Source organism: Butyrivibrio sp. NC2007 (genome assembly GCF_000421405.1).
Lineage (GTDB): Bacteria > Bacillota > Clostridia > Lachnospirales > Lachnospiraceae > Butyrivibrio.
This window is the reverse complement of the sequence record NZ_ATWY01000004.1, coordinates 66,822-78,949: the sequence shown is the minus strand read 5'-3', so window position 1 is coordinate 78,949 and position 12,128 is coordinate 66,822. Positions and strand designations below refer to the sequence as shown.

Sequence of the window (12,128 nt, the reverse complement as noted above, 5' to 3'; positions counted from 1 at the left end):
AAGAAGGTAAATTATGTACAAAAGATTAGACAGAAACGACGTTTGCTGGTGTGGCAGCGGCAAGAAATACAAGAATTGCCACGCAGCATTTGATGACAAAATAATAAACTTCGAGCACCAGGGCATGATAGTGCCCAGCAGAAACCTCTTTAAAACAGAGAAGGACATCGAGGGTATCAAGAAGAGTGCGGTCATCAACATGGCAGTGCTTGATGAGATTGGTGAGAAGATTCACGCAGGCATGTCCACACAGGAGATTGACGATATAGTCTACAATACCACCACCAAGATGGGCGGTATTCCGGCAGATCTCGGATATCAGGGATTTCCAAAGAGTGTGTGCACATCTATTAACGAGGAAGTATGTCACGGAATTCCTTCCGAGGACATCATTCTGAGAGAAGGGGACATAATAAACGTTGACTGTTCCACTATCCTTGACGGTTATTACTCGGATTCTTCACGAATGTTCTGCATCGGCGAAGTTTCTCCCGAGAAGAAGCGTCTCGTCGATGTGACCAAAGAGTGCCTTGAGGAAGGTCTTAAGGCGGTTATTCCATGGACACCTATTGGAGACATGGGTCATGCAGTTCATCAGCATGCGCTTAAGAACGGCTACACAGTAGTCAGAGAGATCGGTGGTCACGGCTGTGGCAACGATTTCCACGAAGAGCCCTGGGTTAGCTTTGTAAGTAAGCCCGGAACAGGAATGCTGATGGTACCCGGTATGGTATTTACCATTGAGCCTATGGTAAACATGGGTGGCGATGAGATTTTTGTTGATGAAGAAAATGACTGGACTGTCTACACAGCAGACCTTAAGCCCTCTGCACAGTGGGAGGTTGAGCTGCTGGTGACTGAGACAGGTTACGAGCTTTTATGCTGGTAATAGATTAGGAAGGTGATCAAAGTGCAAAATAAAGGAAAATACTATATTACAACAGCTATTGCATATACATCAGGTAAGCCCCACATCGGAAACAGCTACGAGATCGTGCTTGCGGATGCAATTGCAAGATATAAGAGAAAAGACGGATTTGACGTATTCTTCCAGACAGGCTCTGATGAGCACGGCCAGAAGATCGAGACAAGAGCCATCGAGGCCGGCTGCAGCAGCCCCAAGGAATTTGTAGATCAGGTATCCGATACCATCAAGGGTCTTTGGAACCTCATGGATACATCCTATGACAAGTTCATCAGAACAACAGATGAGGACCATGTTAAGCAGGTTCAGAAGATCTTCAAGAAGTTCTATGACCAGGGCGATATTTACAAGGGCTCTTACAAGGGAATGTACTGTACAGAGTGTGAGGCTTTCTACACAGAGTCTCAGCTTGTAGACGGAAAGTGCCCTGAGTGTGGTGGACCTGTTCATCCTGCCGAAGAGGAAGCTTACTTCTTCAAGATGAGCAAATACGCTGACAAGCTTATCGAGCATATCAACACACATCCTGAGTTCATTCAGCCTGTAGCAAGAAAGAATGAGATGATGAACAACTTCCTTCTTCCGGGACTTCAGGATCTGTGCGTATCAAGAACCTCATTCAAGTGGGGAATCCCTGTGGATTTTGATGACAAGCATGTCGTTTATGTATGGCTTGATGCCCTTACCAACTACATCACAGGTATCGGTTACGATGCGGACGGAAACAGCTCAGACCTCTACAAGAAGTATTGGCCTGCAGACCTTCATCTTATCGGAAAAGACATTATCAGATTCCATACAATTTACTGGCCTATCTTCCTGATGGCCCTTGGTGAGCCACTTCCAAAGCAGATCTTTGGCCATCCATGGCTGTTACAGGGCGGCGAGAAGATGAGTAAGTCAAAGGGCAACGTTATCTATGCAGATGACCTTGTAAGCCTCTTTGGTGTTGATCCTGTAAGGTACTTTGTTCTTCACGAGATGCCTTTTGACAACGATGGTGTCATCACCTGGGAACTTTTGGTTGAGAGATTCAACTCAGACCTTGCTAATACCCTGGGCAATCTTGTTAACAGAACCATAGCAATGAGCAACAAGTACCTGGGTGGCGTTGTTGCTGACAAGGGTGTTGCAGAGGCTGTTGATGACGATCTCAAGGCAGTTGTTACATCCTGCTATGACAAAGTAGAAAAGAAGATGGATGAGCTTCGTGTTGCCGATGCTCTCACAGAGATATTCACTCTTTTCAAGAGATGCAATAAATATATTGATGAGACAGAGCCATGGATCCTTGGTAAGGACGAGGCTAAGAAGGACAGACTTTCAACAGTTCTTTATAACCTTGTAGAGTCCATCTCAATCGGCGCAGCACTCCTTGATCCGTTTATGCCTGAGACAGCTCAGAAGATCAGAGAGCAGCTCTCATCTCCTGAGAGAGACTTTGATTCACTCGGAGAATTTGGCATACTTCCAAGCGGAACCAAAGTTTCTGAAGCTCCTGAGATGCTCTTTGCAAGAAAAGACTTAAAGGACGTTCTCGAGAAGGCAGCAGAGATCACAAAGAAGCAGAAGGCTGATTTTGAGGAGTCACAGAAGAAGGCAGCAATCAACCTTGCTAAGGCAGGTCTTGCTCCTGCACCTGTAGAGAAACCTCAAGAGGAGAGCGGCGATGAGAAGGCGCCTATCGATATACCTGCCAAGGACGAGATCTCTTTTGACCAGTTTGGTGCAATGCAGTTCCAGGTTGGCGAGATCATTAAATGCGAAGCGGTTGAGAATTCAAAGAAGCTCCTCTGTTCACAGGTTAAGATCGGAAGCCAGGTTAAGCAGATCGTTTCAGGTATCAGAAAATATTACTCACCTGAAGAGATGGTCGGCAAGAAGGTAATGGTTCTGGTAAACCTTAAGTCTGCCAAGCTTGCAGGAGTTCTTTCAGAGGGTATGCTTCTTTGCGCAGAAGATGCAGAAGGTAACTTATCTCTTATGACACCTGAGAAGGATATGCCTGCCGGCGCTGAGATATGCTGAAAATAAGCAATTTGTAAGACCATAGCGTAACAATCTGTAGTATTATATATATATAATCATTTCTTATTGGGGAGGAATTCCAAATGGTACGCAAAGAGGAACTGACTTACAAATCACGAGACAGACAAACTATGCTTCATGCGATTAGATGGATTCCGGAGGGCGAACCTGTTGCCATTTTGCAGATAATCCACGGAATGCAGGAATACATCGACCGCTATGATGAGTTTGCCAATTTCCTGGCTGAGAAAGGAATTCTTGTAATCGGTAACGATCACCTTGGACACGGCGGTTCTGTCGGAGAAAGAGGTACACTCGGTTACTTCTGCAAGAACGACCCTGCAACGGTTCTGGTTCGTGATGCACACAGACTTAAAAAGATGACCCAGGAAGATTACCCGGGAGTTCCATGCTTTATCCTTGGACACAGCTTTGGTTCATTTGTTGCCAGAGAGTACATCACAAGATACGGAACAGGTATCAAGGGTGCGATCATTCAGGGAACAGCCTACATGCCAAGCGGAACAGTTAAGAGCCTTGGCGGCCTTGTTAACTTCCTCCAGGTGGTTATGGGCGAGAAGTACCGCAGCACCATGGTAAACAACATGGCGTTCAAGGGCTACCTTAAGAAGATTCCTAACCCAAGAACTCAGCAGGACTGGCTCTCTCACAACGAAGCCAGCGTTGATAAATACGTTGCCGATCCGGCATGTAACTTTGTATTTACATTAAACGGATTCAAGACAATGGCTGAGCTCCTTAAGAGAATTCAGGACACTGACAAGATGGAAGATATTCCTAAGGATCTTCCTATCCTCATCACTGCAGGTAAAGAGGATCCTGTCGGAAATTACGGCGAGGGACCTGAGAAGCTTTACAATATCTACAAGAACGATCTCCAGATCAAGAACGTTGAGCTCAAGCTTTATGACGGAATGCGTCATGAGCTTCAGCAGGAGATAGGCAGAGAACAGGTATTTGCAGATCAGTATGAGTGGATTAAGAAAGTAGCAGGCAGTGGATCAGGTAATTGATACATCAAAAATAATGGTAAGGTGTGCTTATCATTCTGATTGGGACGGGGCGATGAAGCTTGCATGGGATACCTTTGTAAGGTTCGACGCCCCTGACTATTCTCAGGAAGGAATTGAGAATTTTTACAAATTCGTCAATGATGATATGCTGAGAAAAATGTTCGTGGCAGGCCATTATCAGCTGTTTGTAGCCGTGGACAATGACAAATATGTAGGTATGCTTTCTTTGCGTGAAAAGAAGCATATCTCTCTTTTGTTTGTGGATGAGCGATACCACAAGCACGGAGTGGCCAGCGCCCTTCTTACCTTTGTCTGCAGATATGCAGTCACAGAGGAGGGGATAGACAGACTGACCGTCAACGCATCGCCCTATGCAGTGGAGTTTTACCACAAAAAGGGCTTTAAAGACTTGCAGGGCGAAACTGTTGCCGACGGCATAAGGTTTACGCCGATGGAACTACTACTTAAGAATTAAAACGGAAAAGGGTAATTTAGTAATGGGAAAGTTTTTTGATCTGGACAGTCCTCTTATAAGGGGATTAAACAAGTTTGCGGATGTTATGTGGCTCAATATTCTGGTTTTGATTTTTTCGATTCCGCTAATCGTACAGCAGTATCTTATGTTGGGAGCTATTCTTTTTGATGAACAGGCAGCAACTTCTCAGGGAGTCGTTTTTAGCTACGTGTTCTGGGCGTGGCTGGTTGGCATTGTTGTTTCAATCCCCATTGGTCCCGCGCTTACAGCGATGCATTTTGTACTGCTTAAGATAGTAAGGGAAGAGGAAAGTTATATTACAAAGACCTTTTTCAAGTCTTTTAAAGAGAACTTTGTTCAGAGTATGATCCTTCAGATAATCCAGTTTGCAGCCGGTGGAATAATCGTAATCGATTTTCTTCTTATGAGGGGTCAGAGCCCGGTGTTTAAATATGTGACTATGGCGGTGGGAATTATCTTGTACTTGGCATCGCTTTATATATATCCTCTTCAGTCCAAGTTTGTAAACAAGATTACCGGAACCATTAAGAATGCATTCCTGGTTTCAATTATGGCACTTCCAAGAACTTTTGCTATGGCCATCGTTACACTGCTTCCATTTTTGTTCCTTTATTTCTTTGAGATGAAGGTAGTGCCGATCCTGATCCTTGTGGGTATCGCAGGTCCGGCATACCTATGTGCAGCACTTTACAATGACACGTTCAAAAAGTTCGAGCCCAAGGAAGAGACATTAACAGAAGAGCAGGAGCTTGAAAACGCAATAAAGAAGATCGACAACGAAGAGGGTACTGACGAAGAGAGGTAAGTATGAAGAGATCTCATCTGAGATGGCTGATTCCGACTGTTTTGTACTTTATAGCTGTGGCTGTAATCCTGAGCGTATACAGAGGCATTATCTACAGTCGTGCAGCTTCATCCAAGCTTACGGAAATGGCCCTTACCATTGGAGAAGAAGTTCGTGATAGGGACATTGTTATGAGCGAGGCGATGTCAGCCATGACCATGTCCGGTAAAGCTATGTCCCTTTATGTCATGAACTACAATGATAATCAGATACAAACTCTTCTTAAAGATATTGTCGATGGAACGGAATTGACCAATGCCCTTGTCTGCGATGAAGAAGGCAAGGGTTATGATTATTTGGGAAAAGACATCTCTATCGGATCCGAAGAGTATTTTCCGATTTTAAATTCCGAGTATTCCAAAGGCGGAACCGGGATGGTGCTTCCTGACAGAAGCGAAAACGCAAGGAACACCGAGTGCCTTATTGTTTCCGGTGTTAAATTTTCTAACAGAGATCGTGGCTATCTGGTGGCCACACTTCCGATTGATACACTTGTCAATCAGATGTTCAGAGAACAGTATATTATGGATAAAATTGCCGTTGTTACTATAAACGGAGATATTCTGGCTGATGGCAAAGGTAAAAGAGCTGATGATTTCAGCGAATCGGCATCTTTTTGGGAGCAACTTCCTCCCGGTATTTCAAAAGATACAATTAAACTAAGCATTTCACAAAAGAACATTTACATGGGCCAGGTACAGGACTATGGATATGTTTTTGTGATACCTTTTGCATCGGTAGGCGGTGGTGCAGTGGTATTTATCAGGGAAAGCGCGATGGAAGCCATGACAAGAGAAACCATGAACGATTATAGCGCAGAGGCCTTCAGGATGCTTCTTGCATCTGCCTTTCTTATTGTATTTGTACTGATCTCGCATTTTCTTAGTGACCGTATTGAAAAGCGCATTAGGAAAAAGAGATATGAAGCTCATGATAAGGATGAACTGACCGGCCTTTTGAACAGAGAATCGGCCATGGTTGAGATCAAAAAATATACAGAGGCGGAAGTGGGCAAAAGAGGCATTCTGTTTTTGCTTGAACTTAGTGATGTTAAAGAAGCCAGGGAGAACAAAGGAGATGCTTTTGCTGATGAGAAGCTCAAGGAATTTGCCAGTTCTTTGGACGGAAGGTTCAGATCCACGGATATTGTCGCAAGGTTCGAAGATGACAAGTTCATGGTATTTTTGAAAGATATCTATGACCAGAAGGATATCAGAAAGCAGACCGATGAGATGCAGCTTTTCTTACACGACACCAGATTTATCGATGCGGATAAGGAAATTACCGTAAATGCAGGGGCTGCAATCTATCCGGACAACGGAAGAAATGTGCCGGATGTAGTGATCTCTGCAAAGAATGCTCTTGAAAGATCAAAGGTTGTTGGAAAGGGAGTATTATCTTTCTGAGAATAAAGCAATATACAAATTGCACAGTGTTATTTTCTTTTCTTCGTCAACATTTCGAACAATGGTGTCAATTCGAATATTTCTTGGCAGATTGGCTAAGGAAAAATAAAATATTTGTGAAATTGGTGAATAGCCAATAAACAATGGGGAATATATACTTTCTTACATAGGCAAAAAGCTTTATACAAATAGGAGGATTAATCGGTATGGCAAGTTTATCACTTGAGCATGTAACTAAAGTTTATCCTAACGGTTTCGAGGCTGTTAAAGATTTCAACCTTAATATCGAGGATAAAGAATTTATCATTTTCGTAGGACCTTCAGGATGTGGAAAGTCTACTACACTTCGTATGATCGCTGGACTTGAGGATATCTCTTCAGGAACACTTAAGATCGGTGACAGAGTAGTTAACGACGTAGAGCCTAAGGACAGAGATATCGCCATGGTATTCCAGAACTACGCTCTGTATCCACACATGACTGTATATGATAACATGGCATTCGGCCTTAAGCTTCGTAAGGTTCCTAAGGCAGAGATCGACAAGATGGTTAGAGATGCTGCTAAGATCCTTGATCTTGAGAAGCTCCTTGATCGTAAGCCTAAGGCTCTTTCAGGTGGACAGAGACAGCGTGTTGCTATGGGACGTGCTATCGTTCGTAACCCTAAGGTATTCCTTATGGACGAGCCTCTTTCAAACCTTGATGCTAAGCTCCGTGTACAGATGAGAACAGAGATCGCTAAGCTTCACCAGAGACTTGGCACAACAATCATCTACGTAACACATGACCAGACAGAGGCTATGACTCTTGGTACAAGAATCGTAGTTATGAAGGATGGTGTTGTTCAGCAGGTAGATACACCTCAGAACCTCTATGACAAGCCAGGCAACCTCTTCGTTGCTGGATTCATGGGATCACCTCAGATGAACTTCCTTGATGCAGAAGTAGAAGTAAACGGCGACAAGGCTTCCCTCAAGATTGCTGGACAGTCAATCGAGCTTCCACCTGCAAAGGCTAAGAAGGTTATCGATGGTGGCTACGCTGGAAAGACCGTTACATTCGGTATCCGTCCTGAGGATGTTGATGATTCAGAGATGGTTGTTAGCACATCTAAGGCTGTATTCGAGTCAACAATCAACGTATACGAGCTTCTTGGTGCAGAAGTTTATCTGTACTTCGATCTCGCTGAGTTCCCTATCACAGCAAGAGTTGATTCTCGTACAACAGCAAGACCTGGCGACAAGGTTAAGTTTGCATTTGATGTTGAGAAGATCCATATCTTTGATAAGGAAACAGAGCTCGCAATCACAAACTAATATGAAGTTTTAAGAGCTGCGCTTTTGGCGCAGCTCTTTTTTATTCGCCTGTTTTGTGAATTGGGCAAATGCGTGTTATACTCAGAATATAGAGGGTTTTTCACTGTTGAAAGGGGTTATAAGTATGATTTCTTCACAGATTATTAAAAGCAGTATTGAGGAACTTAGCGCCATTACTAAGGTTGAGCTTTGTGTAATGGATTTAAACGGCTCAGAAGTTGCATCTACCAGCGACAGAGATTTTCTTGATGTTTCGATAGTGACGAGTTTTGCCCATTCACCTGTTGATTCCCAGGTAATCGGAGACGTCCATCTTTTCAAGATCCTTGATGAGACAGAACCGGCATATGTACTTCTTGCAAAGGGCGATTCCGAGCACGCCTATATGGTGGGCAAGATCGGTGTAAGTCAGCTTCAGAGCCTTATTGTGGCCTATAAAGAAAAATTTGACAGGAACAACTTTTTCCAGAATCTGCTTTTGGACAATATGCTCCTGATCGACGTATATAATAGAGCAAGAAAGCTCAAGATCGAAGTAAATGCGCCAAGAGTTATCATCCTTGTGGAGACAGGAAGTGCCAGAGATAACACAGCCCAGGAGCTTTTGGGCGGAATGTTCGGAACTCACTCGGGAGACTTTGTTACCGCAGTTGATGAGAACAGCGTCATCCTGATAAAGACCCTTCAGAAGAACCAGACTTATGATGACGTTCAGAGAATTTCCACAACTATTGTAGATATGATGAATACAGAGGCCATGCTCAACGTACGCGTATCCTACGGAGCAATCGTTGAAGAGCTTAAAGACTTAAGTAAGTCCTTTAAGGAAGCTAAGATGGCCCTTGAAGTCGGCAGGATCTTCTATGCTGAAAAGAGAGTTAATGCCTATAACACACTTGGAATAGGAAGGCTGATCTATCAGCTTCCGGAGAGCCTCTGCAAGCTCTTTATAGATGAGATTTTCGGTGGACGCGAGGTTCCCGAGGAAATTGATGAAGAGACCTTAAATACCGTAAATATGTTCTTTGAGAATAACCTCAATGTGTCTGAGACTTCCAGACAGCTCTTTGTACACAGAAACACTCTTGTCTACAGGATTGAGAAGCTTGAAAAGAGCTGTGGACTTGATGTGAGGAAATTCGATGATGCGCTGACATTCAAGATTGCCATGATGGTTGTCAGCTACATGAGATATTTAGAAAGCAAAAAATAAAACAGAGAAAAGAAAAGCGGCCTTGTAAAGGATGCATGCACGTTTACTTTCGGCCTAAGTAGGCGACCTTACAACACATGAAAGGTTCTACTTAGTGCTGCTTCGTTCCCGACCTGACACGGTTCGCAGATTTCCATTGCATAAGACCCGCTTAAGCACGGAAGGACTGCTACATACACCCTTTACAAAACCGCTATACTAATATACTTATTTTTCAGTCTAATGTCAAATCAAATCCTGCAGGGTAAAGCTGTCAACATATTCGTTGATGACTTTATCAAGACCTCTCCAGAAGGATACAGTGGAGCAGCTCTCTGACATGGGGCAGGTGGTGCCCTTTATGTCCGCAGTGCATCCCACCGGAGCCAGCTGGCCTTCCATCGTTCGCAGGATATCACCTATAACATATTCACTGGGAGCCTTGGCAAGTCTGTGGCCTCCGCTTACTCCTCGCATACTTTCAACATAGCCTGCTTTTCCAAGGACAGAGACAATCTGTTCTGTGTATTTGACCGCTATGTTCTGGCGAGCAGCTATATCTTTTAATGCAATATATTCTCCGTCGTTGTGGAGTGCAAGATCAGTCATTACCTTTAAGGCGTATCTGCCTTTTGTGGATATCTTCATTGTGTACCTCAGTTAAAAAACATATAATAAATGTGAAGTCGTAAAAACATAATAGCAAAAAGATTTGGGAATTTCTACCATTTTAGTATGATTTATGAATAGAGTTACGTTAACAGAAGAAGAGAAAAAAGATATTAAATATATGAAGGCAGCCCTTTCTCAGGCAAAAAAGGCATATGCGCTGGGGGAAGTGCCCATAGGCTGTGTAATTGTCTATGAGGACAAGATCATAGGAAGAGGATACAACAGGAGAAACACTGACAAAACTCCTCTTGCCCATGCTGAGATAACAGCCATCAAAAAGGCCGGCAAGTTTATGAAGGACTGGAGGCTGGAAGGGTGTAAACTCTATGTTACCCTAGAGCCCTGCCAGATGTGCTCCGGAGCCATAGTTCAGGCCAGAATCCCGGAGGTTATCATGGCTGCCGAGAATCCCAAGGCAGGATGCGCCGGATCTGTCATGGATATTTTAAATAACCCTGAGTTTAACCATCAGGTCAAGGTTAAAAAAGGCGTTCTGAAGGAAGAGTGCAGCGCTCTTTTAAAAGAATTTTTCGTGGAACTGAGAGCAAGGAATAAGGCTGAAAAAGAGCAGAAAGGTAACACCTGTGAGTAAGAGAATTGCAGCAATTCTACTTGTCATAACGATGCTGGGGCTCGTTGCCTGCGGAGCAGAGGAAAAAGGTCATTATCTGCACAGCAAGGCAGCAGATGAAATTGATTTTGGAGAAGATCCTGTCACCATCACCTATCTGACTATTGGAGATAAGCCGACAAATGGAAGGACCGAAGAGGCCATAGAGAAGCTGAACAAAATACTGGTCAAAAGGCTTAACGCTAAGCTGGATATCTTTTACGTCGGTTGGAATGATTATCTCAGAAACTATAACAGAGCCGTAAGCTCTGATGATATTTCCATTGATCTTGTTGCGACGGGAACTGACTGGCTCGACGCCTGGCCCAACATAATAAACGGAAATTTCATGCCTCTTTCTGAGGATATGCTAAGAGAATACTGTGGCATCACCTACACCAATGTCACAAAGTCACAGTGGCAGGATGGCAGCTATGACGGAAACATCTATCTGATCCCTGAAAACGAATATACTCAGTGGACCAATCATGGCTTTGTTTATAGAAAAGACCTTGCTGAGGAAGCGGGGCTTTCTGAAGTTGCTTCCTGGGATGATCTTGATACATACTTCAGGAGCGTTGTGGCCAATCATCCGGATATGATTCCATGGGATAACAACGGAAACAGTGGCATAGCTACTTTGGGATATCTCATGTCAACCAAAAGATATGTGCCTATCTACGAGCTTACCACCTACGGAATATGGGGAGAAGACCTTGATCACAAGGGCAAGATCATTTCTCCCTACTACACCGGCAATGAACTAATAGAATATGCAAGGCTCATGAAAGAGTGGAATGAGCTTGGAGTATGGAGACAAAATCTTACACTGGCAGGTGATAATGAGGAGGAGTTTTACAGAGGAGAGACTTCTGTAATACAGCATCACACTCAGAACTACTATACGATAATAGAACCATCCATGAAGCTTTCAATGCCCGAGGTGAAGCTGGGATTCTACTGGTTTGGCAGGGAGAGCGGAACACTGATGAGGGTCAGTAATCTCCACGGAGCGATGGCTGTTTCTGCAAGGTCCAAGAATCCAGAGAGAGCGCTGATGGTCTACGATATGCTAAGGAACGACGAGGAGTGTTACAGACTTCTGAGGTTCGGCATAGAGGGCGTTCAATACGAACTGACTCCGGATGGAAGACTTGAAAAGCCCAGTGGATATAACGAGAGTAAGGATGGCATTGTCACGAATTTCTGGTGGGGCAGAAGGGATGAGTATGAGATCCCGGATTCAGGCTACTCGTGGGATGAATACTACTCTCTGGTGGACAGCTATGAACATGTGGCTGTCGATTATCCATGGGACGGAGTACCTTTTTCCACACCTCAGATAAATGCACAGCTGGGACCGATTGTGGAAGTATTTGATAAGTATATTCCGCAGATTGCAACGGGCCAGTACAGTGAATCACCGGAAAAGAAAGTCGCGGAATTCAGAGCAGAGCTTATGAAAGTCGGCTTTGAGAGGATAACCGGTCAGATTCAGAGAATTTATAACGCACAGTAAAAAACATCCTACACAGTCCCCGGGATTAATGTTAAAATGGTGGCTATGGATAATTGTATACATGTATAGCGGATAAAAAGGTTAGG

The 12,128-nt window shown here is 44.0% G+C and carries 11 protein-coding genes and 1 other RNA gene; 10 read left to right on the top strand and 2 right to left on the bottom strand.

The features are described 5' to 3' along the window. Positions 1–13 precede the first annotated feature (13 nt). From G632_RS0104415 to G632_RS0104380, 8 genes are all read left to right on the top strand, one after another. Positions 14–889, top strand: coding sequence for a methionyl aminopeptidase (locus G632_RS0104415; protein WP_022767824.1), 876 nt, complete (start codon positions 14–16; stop codon positions 887–889). Between the two features lie 21 nt (positions 890–910). Next, positions 911–2,953: a methionine--tRNA ligase gene (gene metG / locus G632_RS0104410; protein ID WP_022767823.1), complete on the top strand. Its 2,043-nt coding sequence runs from the start codon at positions 911–913 to the stop codon at positions 2,951–2,953. Between the two features lie 83 nt (positions 2,954–3,036). Continuing rightward, entirely contained in the window at positions 3,037–3,987 is a 951-nt protein-coding gene (locus G632_RS0104405; protein WP_022767822.1) for an alpha/beta fold hydrolase, read from the top strand. A gap of 52 nt (positions 3,988–4,039) precedes the next feature. Continuing rightward, a complete protein-coding gene (locus G632_RS0104400) occupies positions 4,040–4,462 on the top strand; it encodes a GNAT family N-acetyltransferase (RefSeq protein ID WP_081647068.1) in 423 nt (140 codons plus the stop codon). A gap of 22 nt (positions 4,463–4,484) precedes the next feature. Further along, positions 4,485–5,288, top strand: a complete 804-nt coding sequence (locus tag G632_RS18790; protein WP_022767820.1) for a YesL family protein — start codon at positions 4,485–4,487, stop codon at positions 5,286–5,288. Positions 5,289–5,290: 2 nt separating this feature from the next. Continuing rightward, positions 5,291–6,733 (top strand): GGDEF domain-containing protein, encoded by a 1,443-nt coding sequence (locus tag G632_RS0104390; RefSeq protein ID WP_022767819.1) that lies wholly within the window; start codon positions 5,291–5,293, stop codon positions 6,731–6,733. A 206-nt stretch (positions 6,734–6,939) separates the two neighbouring features. Then, complete coding sequence (locus tag G632_RS0104385; protein ID WP_022767818.1) at positions 6,940–8,049, top strand: ABC transporter ATP-binding protein; 1,110 nt, start codon at positions 6,940–6,942, stop codon at positions 8,047–8,049. A 124-nt stretch (positions 8,050–8,173) separates the two neighbouring features. Further along, positions 8,174–9,262 carry a PucR family transcriptional regulator gene (locus tag G632_RS0104380; RefSeq protein WP_022767817.1) on the top strand — a complete coding sequence of 363 codons (1,089 nt, stop codon included), beginning with the start codon at positions 8,174–8,176 and terminating at the stop codon, positions 9,260–9,262. Positions 9,263–9,271: 9 nt separating this feature from the next. On the opposite strand, the gene ffs is transcribed toward G632_RS0104380, so the two are convergent. Together ffs and G632_RS0104375 are read right to left on the bottom strand one after the other, a co-directional pair. Further along, an RNA gene (gene ffs, locus G632_RS21680) (signal recognition particle sRNA large type) lies at positions 9,272–9,480 on the bottom strand. A gap of 7 nt (positions 9,481–9,487) precedes the next feature. Beyond that, positions 9,488–9,889 carry an RrF2 family transcriptional regulator gene (locus G632_RS0104375; protein WP_022764778.1) on the bottom strand — a complete coding sequence of 134 codons (402 nt, stop codon included), beginning with the start codon at positions 9,887–9,889 and terminating at the stop codon, positions 9,488–9,490. Positions 9,890–9,983: 94 nt separating this feature from the next. Here G632_RS0104375 and tadA point away from each other — a divergent pair, with 94 nt between their 5' ends. Together tadA and G632_RS0104365 are read left to right on the top strand one after the other, a co-directional pair. Then, positions 9,984–10,505, top strand: a complete 522-nt coding sequence (tadA, locus tag G632_RS0104370; RefSeq protein WP_022767816.1) for a tRNA adenosine(34) deaminase TadA — start codon at positions 9,984–9,986, stop codon at positions 10,503–10,505. Further along, the gene (locus tag G632_RS0104365) at positions 10,498–12,042 is read left to right on the top strand and encodes an ABC transporter substrate-binding protein (protein ID WP_022767815.1); all 1,545 of its coding nucleotides are present in this window, start codon (positions 10,498–10,500) and stop codon (positions 12,040–12,042) included. Before tadA ends, G632_RS0104365 begins: the two co-directional genes overlap by 8 nt. Positions 12,043–12,128 lie beyond the last annotated feature (86 nt).

What these genes read in the sequence shown, in the direction of transcription:
- G632_RS18790 (WP_022767820.1), top strand. Translation starts at nt 4,485, where the DNA reads ATGGGAAAGTTTTTTGATCTGGACAGTCCTCTTATAAGGGGATTAAAC.
- G632_RS0104390 (WP_022767819.1), top strand. Translation starts at nt 5,291, where the DNA reads ATGAAGAGATCTCATCTGAGATGGCTGATTCCGACTGTTTTGTACTTT.
- G632_RS0104400 (WP_081647068.1), top strand. Translation starts at nt 4,040, where the DNA reads ATGAAGCTTGCATGGGATACCTTTGTAAGGTTCGACGCCCCTGACTAT.
- G632_RS0104415 (WP_022767824.1), top strand. Translation starts at nt 14, where the DNA reads ATGTACAAAAGATTAGACAGAAACGACGTTTGCTGGTGTGGCAGCGGC.
- G632_RS0104405 (WP_022767822.1), top strand. Translation starts at nt 3,037, where the DNA reads ATGGTACGCAAAGAGGAACTGACTTACAAATCACGAGACAGACAAACT.
- G632_RS0104375 (WP_022764778.1), bottom strand. Translation starts at nt 9,889, where the DNA reads ATGAAGATATCCACAAAAGGCAGATACGCCTTAAAGGTAATGACTGAT.
- tadA (WP_022767816.1), top strand. Translation starts at nt 9,984, where the DNA reads ATGAATAGAGTTACGTTAACAGAAGAAGAGAAAAAAGATATTAAATAT.
- G632_RS0104380 (WP_022767817.1), top strand. Translation starts at nt 8,174, where the DNA reads ATGATTTCTTCACAGATTATTAAAAGCAGTATTGAGGAACTTAGCGCC.
- G632_RS0104385 (WP_022767818.1), top strand. Translation starts at nt 6,940, where the DNA reads ATGGCAAGTTTATCACTTGAGCATGTAACTAAAGTTTATCCTAACGGT.